Here is a 16,483-nt window from a genome sequence, read left to right on the forward strand (position 1 = left end):
TCTCCGTCGAGTCGTGGCGGCTTCAGGGGTGGGGAAGGTCGGGGAGATCGGCGAGTCGCGCGAGCGCCCGGCCGACGCGCCCGCCCCGGTGGAAGATCGGGATGGATGCGAGGGGGGCGTCCACGGTGACCGTCTGACCGCCCGAGTGGACCTCGCCGGTCCGCGCATCGGTCCACTCCGGTCCCGCCGGCAGGTACACGTCCCATCGGGTGGCGCCGGGCTCGGTGACGGGGGCGACCAGGATGTCGGGGCCGAAGAGGTACTGTCCGGGAGTCGTCCAGGCGGCCTCGTCGTCCGGGAACTCGAAGAACATGCCCCGCATGACCGGCGAGCCCTCGTGGTGGGCGTCCGCCATCGCGGCTCGCGTGTAGTCGCGGAGGTCCTCTCGCAGGCGGATGTAGGCGACGAGCACCGCTTCGATCTCCGGGCCGAAGCTCCACACCTCGTTGTCGGCACCCGTTCCGACGCGCGCGACACCTTGCGGATCGACGATCGGCGTGCCGGGCACGCGGTCGCCGTGCAAGCGCATGACGGGACTGAACGCGCCGAACTGGAACCAGCGGATCAGCAGCTCGTGGAAGGCCGGTTCCCGCACGTCTCCACCCGTGAAGCCGCCGATGTCCGTCGTGAACCAGGGGATGCCGGCGGCGCCCATGTGGATGCCTGCGGCGATCTGCGCTCGCAGGTCCGCGAAGGTCGAGTGCACGTCCCCCGACCACACCAGCGCACCGTGCCGCTGCGACCCTGCCCAGGCCGCGCGGACCAGCGAGACCGGCTGCTCGTTGCCCTCCGAGCGCAGGCCGTCGGCGATCGCGCGGGTGAATTCCCGCGGGTAGAGGTTGGCGACCTGCGCGCTGGGGCCCGCGGCGAGCCGGTAGTTCTCGAAATGGTAAGCGCCGTACTCAGGCTCGGCCTCGTCGAGCCAGAACGCGGAGATTCCGTAGGCACCGTAGTTCTCGGCCAGCTTGCGCCACAGGAACTCCCGCGCACGCGGCTCGGTGACATCGAGGAACCTGGTGTACTGCCCGTCGAAGTAGTACTGGACGTCGATGCCACGTCGTGTGCGCACGAGCATGTTGCCGTCGCGGAGCTCTGCGAAGTTCTCCGACTCCGCGGCCACCTGCGGCCATACCGACACCATGAGCTCGATGCCGAGTTTCCGCAGCTCTGCGGTCATCGCCGCCGGGTCCGGCCAGTATTCCTCCTCGAAACGCCAGTCCCCCATCCACCGCCAGTGGAAGAAGTCGGCGACGATGACGTCGATCGGGATGCCGCGACGTCGGTACTCCCGCGCCACGCTCAGCAGCTCCTCCTGCGTCGAGTACCGCAGCTTGCACTGCCAGAAGCCGAGCCCGTACTCGGGCATCATCGGCGCGTGGCCGGTCGCTTCGGCGTAGGCGGCGGCGATCTGGGCCGGGCGCGGATCGGCGCACACCCACCAGTCGAACTGGGTGGCGCTCTCGGCCTCCCACTCCGTCCGGTTTGTGCCGAAGACGGCGCGCCCGACCGCGGGGAGGTTCCAGAGGAAGCCGTACCCCGCGCTGGAGACCACGAAGGGGACGGAGGTCTGCGAGTTCCGGTGCGCGAGTTCGAGCACCGATCCCTTCAGGTCGACGACGTCCTGCTGATATAGGCCCATCCCCACGAGGTGCTCGTCCGCCGGGGTGGCGAGGCTGAGCCGCAGTCGGTGGTCGCCGCCCTCGGTGGGACGGAATTCGCGCGCGGCGAGCTTGAGTGCGCCGCCGTCGGTGATCTCCTCGAACAGCAGCCGACCCTCGGCATCCTGCACTCGCAGCCGCAGCCGGGTCGTGTAGAACCCGGTCGACCAGTCGTTGTAGTCGTCTTCCTCAGCCACGACACGCACCCCGCCGGCGGCGACCGTCGCGACGGCCCCGTCGACGGTCACAGCCGCGCGGGTGTCCGAGACCTCGACGAGTGCGCCCGGCGCGTCGTCGACGGCGCCGAGCGACGCGCGGACTCGGACGCCGCGCCCCCATGCCTGGATGGACACGGTCTGCCCGTCCCCGCGCCAGAGGACGCCGGTGTCGGAGGTGTGGAACGTCATGGGGTCGCCTTTCGAAGGACGGGGGCCGTGCTGCCTCGCACGACCAGTCGGGTGGGCACGAGCAGACGGCGGACGGCCGCCGCGTCGTCGATGCGGGTGAGGAGGACGTCGACGGCGGCGCGGCCGACCTCGTCGAACTCCTGGTGGACGGAGGTCAGCGGCGGCCAGAACTGCGCCGCCTCGGGCATGTCGTCGAATCCCACGACGCTGACCCGAGCCGGCACGGCGACGCCCGTCTCGTGGAGTGCGCGAAGGACACCGAGCGCCATCTGATCGTTCGCCGCGAAGACGGCGGTCACGTCCGGGCGGTCGCGCAGCCGGCAGCCCGCGGCGTAGCCGGACAGCGCGCTCCAGTCGCCGCGCTCCACCCCCGGCACGTCGCGGCCCGCCGCGGCCAGGGCGGTCCGCCAGCCGTCCTCGCGGCGCACTGCGGAGTACGAGTTGACAGGCCCCGCGACGTGGTGGACCGTGCGGTGACCGAGCGCGAGCAGGTGCCCGACGGCTTGGCCGGCGCCCATCGTCTGATCGGTGTCGACGAAGGAGCGATCCTCGAGGGCCGAGGCATCCACGACGACGACGGGGATGTCGTCCGGCAGCGGAAGGTCCTCCCCCGCCGAGAGGTGATCGCCGATCGCGATGACGAGGCCGTCGACGGCCTGATCGCGGGCGCGCTCGATCGCCTCGGTCACCGCCGCGCGATCGAAGCGCGCCGTCGGCACGAGCGCGACCGCGTATCCGGAGGCGGCGCCCGCCCGCGAGATCGCCTCCCATGTCCGAACGCTGCCGTACGAGGTGAGGTCACTCATGACCACGCCGATGCTGCGGTAGCGGGCGGAACGCAATGCGCGGGCGGCACGGTTGGGCCGGTAGCCGAGCTCGCGCATGCTCGCGAGGACGCGTTCCCGGGTCGGCTCGTCGACCCGCGCAGCACCTGTCACGACGCGCGACACCGTCTGCGCCGAGACGCCCGCATGCCGTGCGACGTCGGCCTGCGTCGGCCCGCCGTGCGGGGTACCGCCCCGACGCACCGCGGGTTCGGCGGCGGGGGTGACGACGCCCTCGTCGGGAGCCGGTCGCGTGCTACGCTGAGGCGACATGATTGCGTAAACATAGCAGTTCACGCGACGACGCGGCACCTCCGTCACGCGAACGCCGGACCGCAGGCCCCCGAGCGGAGATCACATGAGCACTTTCGCCATCGGCGACCGCGACTTCCTGCTGGACGGCCGGCCGCATCGCGTCATCTCGGGCGCGCTGCACTACTTCCGGGTCCACCCGGGAGACTGGGCCGACCGCATCCGCAAAGCCCGCCTCATGGGTCTCAACGCCATCGAGACCTATGTCGCCTGGAACGCTCACGAACCCGTCGAGGGCCAGTGGACCGAGACCGGCGGGCTCGACCTCGGCCGGTTCCTCGACCTCATCGCCGCCGAGGGCATGCACGCCATCGTCCGACCCGGACCATACATCTGCGCCGAGTGGCACAACGGCGGATTGCCCACGTGGCTGACGGCGACACCCGGCATCCGGCTGCGGCGGACGGATGCCGTGTACCAGGCTGCGCTCGAGACGTACCTGCGCCGCGTGTACCGCGTCGTCGCTCCCCGGCAGATCGACCGCGGCGGCAACGTGATCCTCGTTCAGATCGAGAACGAGTACGGCGCCTACGGGTCGGACAAGGACTACCTCGCCGAGCTCGTCCGGGTCACGCGCGACGCCGGCATCACCGTGCCGCTCACGACGGTCGATCAGCCCGAGGACGACATGCTGGCTGCGGGTTCCCTCCCCGGACTGCACCTCACCGGCTCCTTCGGATCCCGGGCGCACGAGCGGCTCGCGACGCTGCGGGCCCATCAGCCGACGGGCCCCTTGATGTGCTCGGAGTTCTGGGACGGCTGGTTCGACTGGTGGGGCGGGCAGCATCACACGACGGATGCGGCGACCGCCGCCCGTGAGTTGGACGACCTCCTGGCCGCCGGCGCCTCCGTCAACATCTACATGTTCCACGGCGGCAGCAACTTCGGCACCACCAACGGTGCGAACGACAAGGGTCGCTACCTGCCGATCACGACGTCGTACGACTACGACGCGCCGCTCGACGAGGCAGGCGATCCGACCGAGAAGTTCCACGCCTTCCGTGAGGTCATCGCGAAGTACGCGCCCGTCCCCGCCGAGACGCCGGCGGCCTCCGCACGCCGCCCGCAGTTCGACGTGGATCTTGTCGCGGCCCCCGCGACATCCGCGTCATCCTCGGCGCTGGCGGGGATCGTCACGTTCGAGGATGCCGGGCACACCGGCACGCTGCTGCGCTACGAATGCTCGCTGGCGGAGGGCTTCACCGGCGGCACCCTCGAGATCGGAGAGGTACGGGACCACGCCTGGGTGTCGGTCGACGGCATCCGCGTCGGCTCGCTCTCGCGCACCCGCCACGAACACGCGCTGCGCCTGCCCGCCGGGCGGCACCTCTCGATCCTCCTCGAGGAGCAGGGCCGTGTGAACTACGACGAACGGCTGGGTGAGGTCAAGGGCCTGATCGGGCCGGTCACGGTCGACGGCGTCGAGCTCGCCGGCTGGACCACCGCGCCCGTCCTCTTGGCGGAGGCGGCGGCGGCGCCCGAGCTGTTGGTGGCCGACGGCGCCTTCGATCTCGATGCTCCGACGGACCTGTTCCTCGACACGACCGGATGGGGCAAGGGATACGCCTTCGTGGGCGACTTCCTCCTCGGTCGGTACTGGTCCAACGGTCCGCAGCGAACGCTCTACGTGCCCGCTCCGGTCACGCGCGCCGGGCGGAACAGGATCACGGTCGTCGAACTCGAGCAGCCGCGCCCCGTGACGGCGCGATTCGTCGCCGCCGCCGAGCTCGGCCCGCTGCACGAGTGAGGCCGACGGCGCGTCAGGCTCGGACAGTGACCCCCGGCGAGAACGCGACGTAGCCCGAGAAGTCCTTCCCCACCCTCTCGAAGGCGGAGGGGTACGGGTTCGGGTAGGACCACGCGCCGTCGGCGAGTCGTTCCGAACCGGCTTCGATGTGGAAGTACTGGCACTCTCCCTTCCACGGACACGTGTACGGGGTGGGACTCTCGACCAGCGCCCCCTCCTTCACGGACGACGGGGGGAAGTACGCGTTCCCCTCGATGCGGATGATCTCGTCGTCATCCGCCTCTGCGATGACCGTGTCGCCGATGGTGGCCTTCATGTCGTCCTCCGTTCGCCCGGGTGGGGTGGAGCCAGCGTACGCCCGCCGCAGAGTAGCGTGGGCGGGGTGAGGGGAACCGGTCCGGGCGTGCGTGCGTGGATCATCTGGGGCACGGGCGTGGCGGCCTACGTCCTCGCGGTCACCAATCGCACGTCCCTGGCTGCCGTCGGCGTCGACGCCGCGGACAGATTCCAGGCCGACGCCGCGACGCTGTCGCTCTTCGCCGTCGTCCAGCTCGCGGTCTACGGCGGCATGCAGATCCCCGTCGGGATCCTCCTCGACAGATTCGGCTCTCGGCCGATCATGACGATCGGCATGCTTCTCATGGCGGTCGGCCAGCTGACGATGGCCCTCTCCCCCAGCGTGGGTGTCGCCATCGTCGCGCGCATGCTCCTCGGTGCCGGCGACGCGGCCGTCTTCCCGGCCGTCCTCCGTCTCGTCGCCACCTGGTTCCCCGCCCAGCGCGGACCGTTGATGGTGCAACTGACCGGAATCCTCGGGCAGGCGGGACAGCTGGTCGCCGTCATCCCGATCGCCACGATCCTGCACGCCACGTCGTGGTCGGTCACCTTCGGCGGCATCGCCGGGCTGTGCGTCCTGTTCGCGGTCCTCGTCTTCGCCCTCGTCCGCAACCGGCCGCCCGACCGCGTCCGCGATGTGAGCGTCGACACGGACACCGGCGCGATCCGCGTCGTCACCTCGACGATCGACACGGGCGTCGGCATCCGCGCCGCGCTCGCTCACCCCGGCACACGCCTCGCGTTCTGGTCGCACTTCACGACGCCCTTCGCCGGGACGGCCTTCATCCTGCTGTGGGGCTTCCCTTATCTCACGGCGGGCGAGGGGAGAACGGTCGCCGAGGCCGGCGCCCTCACGTCGCTCTACGTGTTCGCCGGGATGGCCCTCGGCCCCGTTCTGGGCGAGCTCTCGCGCCGCGCCCCGCTCCACCGCTCCCGCGCGCTCGTGCTCCCTGCGGTCGGGTTCCAGATCGTCGCCTGGTCGGCCGTCATCGTGTGGCCGGGTCCTGCGCCGCTCTGGCTGCTCATCATCCTCCTCGTGGCCCTGGCGATGGGCGGTCCCGCCTCCATGATCGCGTTCGACCACGCCCGCACGCACAATCCGTCGCATCGACTCAGCACCGCGACCGGCGTCACGAATGCGGGGGGATTCCTCGCCGCGCTTCTGGCGATCTTCGCGATCGGCTTCGTGCTCGACCTCCAGGGTGCCGGCACGCCCGACACCTACCGGCTCGAGGCCTTCCGCATCGCCTTCCTGGTCCAGATCCCGCTGTGGATCCTCGGAGCGACGTTCATCAGCATCGAGCGTCGACGCACCCGCATCCACATCGGAATGGATCCGCCCCGTCGGCCTCGTCGCTGACGGCACACACGACGAAGGCCCGTCTCACAGACGGGCCTTCGAGGTCCTGCAGCGTGTCAGAACGTGCCGTCTCCCGACGTGCGCGTCTCGGAGCGGGTGACCCGCTCCCCCGCGACAGGGTCGACCGTTCGGACGGTCGACTCGCTGGAACGCCGCCGCAGCATCAGCACGAGACCGATGATGAAGACGACAGCGCCGGCGACCATGAGGATGTAGCCGATCATGTCGAGGTTGACGTACTGGACGTCGACATTGACGGCGAACACCAGGATGGCCCCGATGACGAACAGCACGATTCCGGTTCCGATGCTCATGCGCACACTCCCTTTCTAGGCTGTGTGCTCCGATCATCCCGGACCCTCCCAGATTCCTGGATCCTCTTGACAGGACGCCGATCCAGGGGTCAGCGCGGCTCGACGGGGATCCAGTCGGCGAACTTCGGCTCGCGCCCGTCCCCGGACGAGGTGCCGGTCAGACGCCGCCGCAGCCAGGGTCCGAGGTGCTCGCGGAAGTAGCGGCCACGGCCGAGCGCGACCGCAGTGTCCTCCTCCTCGAGCCGCCACCATCCGTCGGGGGCCCGCTCCCCCAGCGCCTCGAGCACGCGCGCCGCCACCCGGTGGTGCCCGCGGGAGTTCATGTGCAGCCGGTCGTCGGACCAGAACGAGGGGTCAGAGAGCTCCCGGTCCGGCCAGTTCAGCGCGACGACGAGGTCGTCCCTCCCCCGGATGCGGTCGACCACGGCCCGCGACAGCTCGTCGCCCCGCCGCTGGATCAGTCGCGGCAGGGGCAGCTGCGCAGAGGGGTTCGCACCGGAGAGGACGATCATCGTCACGCCCTCCTCGTCGCACCGGCGCAGGACATGGGTGAACGCGTCCGCGATGCGGGAGATGGGCGTCCGGGGCCGCAGCATGTCGTTGCCGCCCCCGTTGAACGAGAGGTGCGTCGGGTGCAGGGCGAGCGCTCGCTCCAGCTGCTCCTCCACGATCGGCTGCATGAGCTTGCCGCGGATCGCGAGGTTCGCGTACGAGATCGGGGCGCCGCGTGAGTCCGCCCATCCCTGCGCCACGAGGTCCGCCCACCCGCGGACGGTCCCATCGGGCAGCTCATCGCCGACGCCTTCCGTGAACGAATCCCCGATCGCGACGTAGCGGATGTCCTGCGGCATCCCTCCAGCGTAGGAGCCACTCACTCCGCGAGGCTCCGCCCGCGGGATTCGGCGAGACCCCACGTCGCCGCCGCGGCCACGGCGAAGAAGGCACTCAGGACGATGAAGACCGCGGGGATGCCGCCCATGGCCTGCAGGGCGGGAACAGCCGGTGGCGCGAGGATCGACGCGATGCGACCGACGCCGGCGGCCCATCCCGCTCCCGTCGCGCGCAGCGACGTCGGATACGTCTCGGGGGTCACGGCGTACAGCGCACCCCACGCGCCGAGGTTGAAGAAGGACAGCGCCATCCCGGTCGCGAGGATCGCGGGGACGGACGTCGCCTGCCCGAAGAGGATCGCAGCGACAGCCGAACCCGCGAGGAAGACGGACAGGGTCGCGCGGCGACCCCACACCTCGATGAGCCAGGCGGCGACCGCATATCCGGGCACCTGCGCGAGCGTGATGATGAGCGTGAACTCGAAGCTGCGCACCAGGCCGAACCCCTGCGACACGAGCAGCGTCGGAATCCAGATGAAGGCGCCGTAGTACGAGAAGTTGACGCAGAACCACACCACCCAGAGGGCCGCGGTCCGGACGCGGACCGCGGGCGCCCACAGTCCCCGCAGGCGCGCCGCGACGGTCGTGGCGGGAGCGACCCCCGGGTCGGGTGCTTCCGCGACCGACGGAGCGACGCGACCGAACACGGCGGGCGAGGACTCGAGCCCCGTCACCACGCGGTCGGCGTCCGTCACACGTCCGCGGGAGGAGAGCCAGCGCGGCGACTCGGGGAGGGCCCAGCGGACGACGAGCGCATAGACGGCGGGGATCGCGCCGATCGCGAGCGCCCATCGCCACCCCTCCGGAACGGAGGGGATCACGAGGTACCCGATGAGCGCGGATGCGGTCCATCCGACCGCCCAGAAGGCCTCGAGCACGACGATGATGCGCCCCCGCATCCGCGCCGGCGCGAACTCGCTCACGTACGTGCTCGCCACCGGCAGCTCGGCACCGAGCCCCAGTCCGACGAGGAACCGCAGCGCGATGAGGGCGACGAGCCCGCCCGCGAGCGCGCTCGCGCCCGTCGCGACGCCGTACACGAGCAGCGTCAGGGCGAAGACCGATCGCCGGCCGATCCGGTCGGCCAGGAGCCCGCCGACGGTGGCGCCGATCGCCATGCCGGCGAAGCCCGCGGACGCGATCCACGACGTCTCCGCCGTCGTCAGCTGCCACTCGTTCACGAGGGCGGCGATCACGAACGAGATGAGCCCGACGTCCATGGCGTCGAGCGCCCATCCGGCGCCGGATCCGGTCAGCACCCGGAGGTGTGTGCGCGTGAACGGCAGCCGGTCGAGTCGCTGGATCAGCGTGCGCGTCGGGGTCGCGGTCATCCCTGCATCGTATGAGGCGCTCGGCCCTCCGCGGGTCACTCGCCGAGCATCTCGCGCACGAGCGGGATGACCTTCGTTCCGTACAGTTCGACCGAACGCAGGAGCTTGTCGTGCCCGAGCGTGCCGTTCGCGTACTTGAGGTCGAAACGCCCCGCGCCGAGGGTCGTGATCGTGTCGGCGATCTTCCGGGCGACCGTCTCGGGCGATCCCGCGTAGATGGATCCCTCGGGTCCGATCTCGTGCTGGAACCGCATCCGGCTGTACGGCGGCCACCCGCGGTCGCGCCCGATCGTGTTGTTCTGCGCCTCGAACCCCGGGTAGGCCTCCTCCCACGCCTGCTCATCGGTGTCGGCGATGTGGCCGGGTGAGTGGATGCCGATGGGCTGCGCCTCGGTGCCGAGCTCGCCGATCGCGCGGTGGTACAGGTCGACGTAGGGCCGGAATCGCGCCGCCGGACCGCCGATGATCGCGAGCATGAGGCCGTACCCGTAGCGCGCGGTGCGGATGACGGACTCCGGCGAACCGCCGACGCCGACCCAGGCGCGGATCCCGTTCTCCGTCTTCGGGAAGACATCCGCCCCCTGCAGCGCGGGACGGGTGGTCCCCTGCCAGGTGACGGGCTTCTCCTGACGCAGCAGGGAGAAGAGCTCGAGGCGCTCCTCGAAGAGCGTCTCGTAGTCGGAGAGGTCGAACCCGAAGAGCGGGAAGGACTCGATGAAGGATCCGCGCCCGAGGATCACCTCTGCCCGGCCCTCCGAGATCGCCGCAAGCGTCGCGAATCGCTCGTACACGCGCACCGGATCGTCGCTCGAGAGCACCGTGACCGCCGTGCCCACCCGGATCCGCTCGGTGCGTGCGGCGATCGCGGAGAGGACGATCTCGGGACTGGAGACCGCGTACTCGGCTCTATGGTGCTCGCCCACGCCGATGAAGTCGACGCCCACCTGGTCGGCGAGAGTCGCCTGGGCGAGGAGGTTCCGGATCGCCTGCGCGCTGGACACCCTCTCCCCGTGCTCGTCCACCGTGATGTCCCCGAAGGTGTCGAGCCCGAGCTCCACTGCGGTCATGTCCGTCCCTTTCATTCAGCTGAATGAACGATAACGGGGATGCCGGGTATTCCCGGCATCCCCGTTACGTCCGAGCGAGCCTCGACCCGCTCAGCCCTCGCGCAGTGCGGCGCGCAGGGTGTCGAGTCCGACTCCGCCCAGCCGCAGCGCCCGCATGTGGAACTGCTTGATGTCGAAGTCCGCACCGCCTCGCTGAGCGGCCTCGTCGCGGATCTGCTCCCAGATGCGCTGACCAACCTTGTACGACGGCGCCTGCCCCGGCCACCCCAGGTAGCGGTTCACCTCGAACTGGATGAACTCGTCCGACATGTTGACGTTGCGGCGCATGAACTCCAGCGCGTAGTCGGCATCCCAGATCCCGGTGCCGTCGAGCCGCGGCTTGCCGAGGTGCACTCCGATGTCGAGGACGACACGCGCAGCACGCATTCGCTGACCGTCCAGCATCCCGAGGCGGTCGGCCGGGTCGTCGAGATACCCGAGCTCCGCCATCAGCCGCTCCGCGTAGAGCGCCCACCCCTCGGCGTGACCGCTCGAGCCCGCGAGCAGGCGACGCCACGAGTTCAGCTCGGCCCGGTTGTAGACGGCCTGGGCGATCTGCAGGTGATGCCCGGGCACACCCTCGTGGTAGACGGTCGTGAGTTCCCGCCAGGTGTCGAAGGAGTCGACGCCCTCGGGGACCGACCACCACATGCGCCCGGGTCGCGAGAAGTCGTCCGTCGGCCCGGTGTAGTAGATGCCGCCTTCGTTCGTCGGGGCGATCATGCACTCGAGGCGGCGGATCGGCTCGGGGATGTCGAAGTGGGTGCGGCCGAGCTCCTGGACGGCGCGATCGCTGGTCTCCTGCATCCACTTCTGCAGCGCCTCGGTCCCGTGGAGCTTGCGGCTCTCGTCCTGCTCGAGGAAGGCGACGGCCTCTTCGACGGTGGCGCCGGCCTTGATCTCGTTCGCGATCGCCTCCTGCTCGGCGACCATCCGGGAGAGCTCCTCGACCCCCCACTCGTAGGTCTCGTCGAGGTCGATCGTCGCACCGAGGAAGCTGCGGGAGTGCAGCTCGTAGAGCTCGCGGCCGACGGCGTCGGTCTCGGACGCCGTCGGCGCCAGCTCGTCGCGCAGGAACGCGGCGAGCTGATCGTAGGCGACCCGGGCCGCCCCGGCGTTGTCGGCCAGGTCACGCGCGAGGGAGGCGGGCAGGTGTCCTTCGGCGGGCGCCGCCTCGCCGACGAACGACGCGAAGAAGCCGGTGTCGCTCGTGTAGCGCGCGATCTGCGTCACGACCTCGCGCACCTGCCGCCGCGCGGGGACGACTCCCTCGGAGATCCCCTGCCGGAGTGTCTCGACGTAGCCGGAGAGGGCGGCCGGAATCGCAGCGAGCCGGGTGGCGACGACGGACCAGTCGTCGACGGTGTCGGTGGGCATCAGGTCGAAGACGGCGCGGATGTCCTGCGAGGGAGAGGCGATGACGTTGAGGTCGCGCAGGTGAGCCTTCACCTCGTGGAGGTCCAGGTGCAGACCGAGCTCCGCAGAGAGGTCCATCTTCGTGACCTCGTCGACGTCGTCGACCGTCTCTGCCGCTTCCAGTGCCCGGAGCGTGTCCGCCGCCGCCGCGGCGAGGCGGTCGTGGCCGGCGGGCGAGTAGTCGTCCAGTCGCCCGTTGTGCTCCGTGCGCCCGATGTAGGTCGCGAGGCCCGGCGAGAGTTCGGCGAGAGTGTCCACCCAGCGGTCCGCGATCGTGTCGATCGGAGTGGGTGTGCGTTGTGCGTCGGTCATCCTCCGAGCGTAGAGCGTCGCGCGCTCCGCGTCAGTGAGCGGCCTCGTCCCAGTCGCCACCGCGGCCGATCTGCACCTCGAGCGGCACCGACAGGTCGGCAGCGTCGCCCATCCGCGTGCGGACGATCTGCTCCACGGCATCCCACTCCCCCGTCGCGACTTCGACCACGAGTTCGTCATGGATCTGCAGCAGCACGCGCGAACCGAGGGCCTGATCGAGCAGATCCTGGTGGATCTCGACCAGGGCGATCTTCATGATGTCAGCGGCGCTGCCCTGGATCGGGGCGTTCAGCGCGGCGCGCTCGGCGTTCTCGCGCAGGACGCGGTTCGGGCTCGTCAGGTCGGGGAACGGCCGTCGACGCCCGAAGATCGTCTCGGTGTACCCGTCGATCCGGGCCTGTTCGACGGACGAGCGCAGGTAGTCGCGCACCGCGCCGAAGCGGGCGAAGTACTCGAGCATGAGCTGCTTGGCCTCAGCCTGCTCGATGCGCAGCTGCTTCGACAGCCCGAACGCGCTCAGCCCGTAGACGAGTCCGTAGGACATCGCCTTCACCTTCGTGCGCATGGGCGCCGTCACCTCGGACGGCTCCACACCGAAGACGCGCGCTCCGACGAAGCGGTGCAGGTCCTCGCCGGAGTTGAACGCCTCGATGAGGCCGGGGTCGCCTGAGAGGTGCGCCATGATGCGCATCTCGATCTGCGAGTAGTCAGCGGTGAGAAGGGTCTCGTACCCTTCGCCGACCTCGAACGCGGCGCGGATCCGACGTGACTCCTCGTTGCGGATGGGGATGTTCTGCAGGTTCGGGTCGGTGCTGGAGAGGCGCCCCGTCTGGCTTCCGGTCTGGACGTACGTGGTGTGGATGCGACCGTCGTCGGCGATGCCGACCGTGAGGGACTCGATGATCTGTCGCAGCTTGGTCGCCTCACGATGCTGCAGCAGGAGTCCGAGGAACGGATGCGGGTTCGTGTCCTGCAGGTCGGCGAGGACGGCGGCATCCGTCGAGTAGCCCGTCTTGGTCTTGCGCGTCTTCGGCAGCTCCAGCTGGTCGAACAGGACCTCCTGCAACTGCTTCGGCGAACCGAGGTTCACCTCGCGCCCGATGATCGCGTACGCGTCCTGCGCGATCGCGTCGGCGCGTGCCGCGAGCTCGCCCGAGAAGCCCGACAGCTTCTCGCGCGAGACCGAGACGCCCGCGAGCTCCATGTCGGCGAGGGCGTCGAGAGTGGGCAGCTCGATGTCGGCGAGCACGGCGGAGACGGATGCCGGCAGCTCGGACCGCTCGGCGGCGGCGACGCGCAGGGAGAACCATGCCAGCTGCCCGGGGGTCGCTCCCTCGGTCTCGGGCACCAGCTGCGACGGATCCGCCTCGGGAAGCTTCTCGTCGAGGTAGCGGTCGACGAGGTCGGCGAGATTCTTGTCGGGCAGGCTCGGGCGCAGCAGCCACCCGGCGAGCAGCACATCGAAGGAGAGCCCGCCCAGACGCACGCTGGCGCGACGCAACGCCTTCACCTGCGGCTTCGCGTCCGTCATCACCTTGGGCGCGTCCCCCTCGAGCCACGACGCGAGCGCGACGCGCGCCGCATCGTCCCACGCGGTCTCGCGCACGGCGTCCGACGTCGCCACCCCGATCCGGGTCGGCAGCCCACCGGCGACGGTCACGGTGAGGGCGAGTTCCCCGGTCTGCTCCGCCAGCCACGCGGCGAGGGTCGCGGCATCCGTCTCCTGCGGTTCGGGAGCAGCGACCTCGGGCGCCGGCGGCTCGGCATCCGCCCCGAAGGCGTCGAAGACACGAGGGAGAAGGGTGCGGAACTCGAGGCGGGCGAAGATGTCGCGCACCGCCTGCGTGTCCATCGGCTGGACGGCCAGATCCTCCGGGGTGAGGTCGAGCTCGACGTCGCGCAGGAGGGCGTTCAGCTGCCGGTTGCGTCGGACGTCGTCGAGGTGCTCGCGGAGGTTGCCGCCGACGACTCCCTTGATCTCGTCCGCGCGGTCCAGCAGGGCGTCGAGCGAGCCGAACTGGGTGAGCCATTTCACGGCGGTCTTCTCGCCGACCTTCGGCACACCCGGCAGGTTGTCGCTGGTCTCTCCGACGAGGGCCGCGATGTCGGGATAGTTCTCCGGCGGGAGACCGTACTTCTCGACGACCGCGTCGGGGGTGTAGCGCTTCAGCTGCGACACACCCTGGACGCTCGGGTAGAGGAGGGTGACGTCGTCGGTGACGAGCTGGATGGTGTCGCGGTCGCCCGAGCACACGAGCACCTGGAAGCCGCTCGCCACACCCTGCGCGGCGAGGGTGGCGAGGATGTCGTCGGCTTCGACGTCCTCCTTCGTCAGCACAGGGACACCCATGGCCGCGAGGCAGTCCTGGAGGAGCGGGATCTGCCCCTTGAACTCTGCCGGCGACTCGGACCGGTTCGCCTTGTACTCCTCGTAGACGCGGGTGCGGAACGACTGCCGCGACGTGTCGAAGGCCACCGCCAGGTGAGTCGGACGCTCGGCTTTGACCAGGTTCACGAACATCGACAGGAAGCCGTAGATGCCGTTGGTGTGCTGGCCGTCCTTGGTCGAGAAGTTGTCGACCGGCAGCGCGAAGAACGCCCGGTAGGCCAGCGAGTGGCCGTCGACGACGAGCAGAGTAGGCTGTGCGGAGTCGCTCACCCAGCCAGCCTAGTTCGGGCGTGCGACATCGACTCCCCTGCAGCGGTGCCGGGTCGGCGCCACCCGAAGCCGAGGTTTGAGCCATGCCCGAGACTTTCCCCTCCGCCGACGCCCTGGACTGGGCTGCCGAACGCGGACTGGGCGCCCTCGCCGAGAAGATGGGCATCGAGCTCGTGGAGTTCACCCTGGAGAGGGCAGTCGCACGGATGCCGGTGGCCGGCAACACCCAACCCGTGGGACTCCTCCACGGCGGTGCCTACGTCGTCCTCGGTGAGTCGCTGGGCTCGATGCACGCCAACCTCCACGCGGGACACGGGCGCCTCGCCGTCGGCATCGACATCAACGCCACCCACACCCGTTCCGCGACCGAGGGCTGGGTGACCGGCGTCTGCACGCCGCTGCACCTCGGTCGCAGCCTGACGGTCCACGAGATCGTCGTCACCGACGATCAGGGCCGGCGGTGCTCGACGGTGCGCATCACGAACATGGTGCGCGACCGGGCCGCATCCTGACCGGCGGTCAGTCGGCCACGCGGTATTTGAAGCCGACGTGGGAATCGGCGAACCCCAGCCGGGTGTAGAACCTATGCGCGTCGGTGCGCGCGGCATCCGATGTCAACTGGACGAGGGAGGCACCGACCGCCGGCGCCACGATGTCCATCACCCAGCGCATCGCTGCCGCCCCGATGCCTGCGGAGCGCTCCGCCGCCGCGACGCGGACAGCCTCGACCATGAGGCGGGTGCTCCCCCGCCGCGCCATGCCCGGCACGACCGTGAGCTGCAGCGTGCCCACCACGCGCCCTTCGCGCTCCACGACGACGAGGTCGTTTCCCTCGGCGTCGAGGATGCGGCACAGCCCTCGCAGGTAAAGTGCACGGTCGTCGGGCGCACCGACATCGCCCCGGCCCGCGCTGACGGGGTCGTCGGAGAGCAGCGTCATGATCGCGTCGAGGTCATCCTCGGTCGCGCGGCGCAGACAGACCTCTCTTGCGCGACTGACGAGGCCCACCGGGAGATCGAGCTCGCCGATCACGGAGACCGCGTCAGGACTTCTTGGGTGCGAGCTGCTCGATGATCGCCTTGGCGACGTCCTGCATGGTCAGGCGGCGGTCCATGGAGGCCTTCTGGATCCAGCGGAAGGCCTCGGGCTCGGACAGGCCCATCTTCTCGTTGAGGAGGCCCTTGGCGCGGTCGACGAGCTTGCGGGTCTCGAAGCGCTCGACCATGTCGGCGACCTCGGCCTCGAGCGTGATGATCTGCTCGTAGCGTGCGAGGGCGATCTCGATCGCCGGCAGCAGGTCGTTCGGTGTGAACGGCTTGACGACGTAGGCAAGGGCGCCCGCCTCGCTCGCCCGCTCGACGAGCTCCTTCTGGCTGAAGGCGGTCAGGAGCACGACCGGGGCCACGTGGTTCTTGCTGAGCTTCTCGGCGGCGCTGATGCCGTCGAGGATCGGCATCTTCACGTCCATGATGACGAGATCGGGACGCAGCTCGGTGGCCAGCTGGACGGCGGTCTCACCGTCGCCCGCCTCACCGACGACATCGAAGCCGCTGTCACGCAGGATCTCGACGATGTCGAGGCGGATCAGCGACTCATCCTCCGCGACGACGACGCGTCGGGGAGCCGGAGCTGCCTGGGGGGCGGTGGAGGGTTCCTGCTCAGTCACCCGTCCATCCTAGGCCAGGGCGCACCCTCATCCTGCGGTATCGTCGTTGAGGCCCACGCCGGTGTGGCGGAATGGCAGACGCGACCGACTCAAACTCGGTTGCCCGAAAGGGCGTGTGGGTTCGACTCCCACCACCGGCACCACG

At 70.0% G+C, this 16,483-nt stretch carries 14 protein-coding genes and 1 tRNA gene; 4 read left to right on the forward strand and 11 right to left on the reverse strand.

Annotated elements, in window-relative coordinates; all coding sequences use genetic code 11:
• Positions 1-22 precede the first annotated feature (22 nt).
• Positions 23-2,065: a TIM-barrel domain-containing protein gene (locus AB0259_RS04775; RefSeq protein WP_366220350.1), complete on the reverse strand. Its 2,043-nt coding sequence runs from the start codon at positions 2,063-2,065 to the stop codon at positions 23-25.
• Positions 2,062-3,162 carry a substrate-binding domain-containing protein gene (locus AB0259_RS04780; RefSeq protein WP_366220348.1) on the reverse strand — a complete coding sequence of 367 codons (1,101 nt, stop codon included), beginning with the start codon at positions 3,160-3,162 and terminating at the stop codon, positions 2,062-2,064. Before AB0259_RS04780 ends, AB0259_RS04775 begins: the two co-directional genes overlap by 4 nt.
• A gap of 85 nt (positions 3,163-3,247) precedes the next feature.
• On the opposite strand from AB0259_RS04780, the gene AB0259_RS04785 reads away from it, so the two are divergent.
• Entirely contained in the window at positions 3,248-4,948 is a 1,701-nt protein-coding gene (locus AB0259_RS04785) for a beta-galactosidase family protein (protein WP_366220347.1), read from the forward strand.
• 13 nt (positions 4,949-4,961) lie between these two features.
• Here the strand turns inward: AB0259_RS04785 and AB0259_RS04790 are convergent, their stop codons facing one another.
• Positions 4,962-5,264, reverse strand: coding sequence for a DUF427 domain-containing protein (locus tag AB0259_RS04790; protein ID WP_251580856.1), 303 nt, complete (start codon positions 5,262-5,264; stop codon positions 4,962-4,964).
• Positions 5,265-5,330: 66 nt separating this feature from the next.
• Between AB0259_RS04790 and AB0259_RS04795 the strand changes: the two genes are divergently transcribed.
• A complete protein-coding gene (locus AB0259_RS04795) occupies positions 5,331-6,644 on the forward strand; it encodes an MFS transporter (RefSeq protein ID WP_251580854.1) in 1,314 nt (437 codons plus the stop codon).
• A gap of 56 nt (positions 6,645-6,700) precedes the next feature.
• Here the strand turns inward: AB0259_RS04795 and AB0259_RS04800 are convergent, their stop codons facing one another.
• The 6 genes from AB0259_RS04800 to polA all read right to left on the reverse strand — a co-directional run bounded on the left by AB0259_RS04800 (position 6,701) and on the right by polA (position 14,672).
• Entirely contained in the window at positions 6,701-6,958 is a 258-nt protein-coding gene (locus AB0259_RS04800) for a DUF6458 family protein (protein WP_366220344.1), read from the reverse strand.
• Between the two features lie 89 nt (positions 6,959-7,047).
• Positions 7,048-7,809: an SGNH/GDSL hydrolase family protein gene (locus AB0259_RS04805; protein WP_251580850.1), complete on the reverse strand. Its 762-nt coding sequence runs from the start codon at positions 7,807-7,809 to the stop codon at positions 7,048-7,050.
• 20 nt (positions 7,810-7,829) lie between these two features.
• Positions 7,830-9,179 carry an MFS transporter gene (locus tag AB0259_RS04810; protein ID WP_366220343.1) on the reverse strand — a complete coding sequence of 450 codons (1,350 nt, stop codon included), beginning with the start codon at positions 9,177-9,179 and terminating at the stop codon, positions 7,830-7,832.
• A 35-nt stretch (positions 9,180-9,214) separates the two neighbouring features.
• Positions 9,215-10,246 carry an LLM class flavin-dependent oxidoreductase gene (locus AB0259_RS04815; protein WP_366220342.1) on the reverse strand — a complete coding sequence of 344 codons (1,032 nt, stop codon included), beginning with the start codon at positions 10,244-10,246 and terminating at the stop codon, positions 9,215-9,217.
• A 90-nt stretch (positions 10,247-10,336) separates the two neighbouring features.
• A complete protein-coding gene (locus AB0259_RS04820; protein WP_251580837.1) occupies positions 10,337-12,013 on the reverse strand; it encodes a DUF885 domain-containing protein in 1,677 nt (558 codons plus the stop codon).
• Between the two features lie 31 nt (positions 12,014-12,044).
• On the reverse strand, positions 12,045-14,672 hold the full coding sequence (gene polA / locus AB0259_RS04825) for a DNA polymerase I (protein ID WP_366220341.1): 2,628 nt from the start codon (positions 14,670-14,672) through the stop codon (positions 12,045-12,047).
• 83 nt (positions 14,673-14,755) lie between these two features.
• On the opposite strand from polA, the gene AB0259_RS04830 reads away from it, so the two are divergent.
• Positions 14,756-15,184 carry a hotdog fold thioesterase gene (locus AB0259_RS04830; RefSeq protein ID WP_366220340.1) on the forward strand — a complete coding sequence of 143 codons (429 nt, stop codon included), beginning with the start codon at positions 14,756-14,758 and terminating at the stop codon, positions 15,182-15,184.
• A gap of 7 nt (positions 15,185-15,191) precedes the next feature.
• Here AB0259_RS04830 and AB0259_RS04835 read toward each other — a convergent pair whose 3' ends face one another.
• Positions 15,192-15,704, reverse strand: coding sequence for a GNAT family N-acetyltransferase (locus tag AB0259_RS04835; RefSeq protein WP_366220339.1), 513 nt, complete (start codon positions 15,702-15,704; stop codon positions 15,192-15,194).
• Positions 15,705-15,714: 10 nt separating this feature from the next.
• Positions 15,715-16,338, reverse strand: a complete 624-nt coding sequence (locus tag AB0259_RS04840; RefSeq protein ID WP_064002042.1) for a response regulator — start codon at positions 16,336-16,338, stop codon at positions 15,715-15,717.
• Between the two features lie 57 nt (positions 16,339-16,395).
• Here AB0259_RS04840 and AB0259_RS04845 point away from each other — a divergent pair.
• Positions 16,396-16,481 (forward strand) — tRNA-Leu (locus tag AB0259_RS04845).
• Positions 16,482-16,483 lie beyond the last annotated feature (2 nt).

The sequence above is a fragment of the Microbacterium sp. NPDC080005 genome (assembly GCF_040702445.1).
Taxonomy (GTDB): Bacteria; Actinomycetota; Actinomycetes; order Actinomycetales; family Microbacteriaceae; genus Microbacterium; species Microbacterium oleivorans_D.

Coding starts and splice junctions, on each gene's coding strand:
- AB0259_RS04775 (WP_366220350.1), bottom strand. CDS start 2,065: ATGACGTTCCACACCTCCGACACCGGCGTCCTCTGGCGCGGGGACGGG.
- AB0259_RS04780 (WP_366220348.1), bottom strand. CDS start 3,162: ATGTCGCCTCAGCGTAGCACGCGACCGGCTCCCGACGAGGGCGTCGTC.
- AB0259_RS04785 (WP_366220347.1), top strand. CDS start 3,248: ATGAGCACTTTCGCCATCGGCGACCGCGACTTCCTGCTGGACGGCCGG.
- AB0259_RS04790 (WP_251580856.1), bottom strand. CDS start 5,264: ATGAAGGCCACCATCGGCGACACGGTCATCGCAGAGGCGGATGACGAC.
- AB0259_RS04800 (WP_366220344.1), bottom strand. CDS start 6,958: ATGAGCATCGGAACCGGAATCGTGCTGTTCGTCATCGGGGCCATCCTG.
- AB0259_RS04805 (WP_251580850.1), bottom strand. CDS start 7,809: ATGCCGCAGGACATCCGCTACGTCGCGATCGGGGATTCGTTCACGGAA.
- AB0259_RS04810 (WP_366220343.1), bottom strand. CDS start 9,179: ATGACCGCGACCCCGACGCGCACGCTGATCCAGCGACTCGACCGGCTG.
- AB0259_RS04815 (WP_366220342.1), bottom strand. CDS start 10,246: ATGACCGCAGTGGAGCTCGGGCTCGACACCTTCGGGGACATCACGGTG.
- AB0259_RS04820 (WP_251580837.1), bottom strand. CDS start 12,013: ATGACCGACGCACAACGCACACCCACTCCGATCGACACGATCGCGGAC.
- AB0259_RS04830 (WP_366220340.1), top strand. CDS start 14,756: ATGCCCGAGACTTTCCCCTCCGCCGACGCCCTGGACTGGGCTGCCGAA.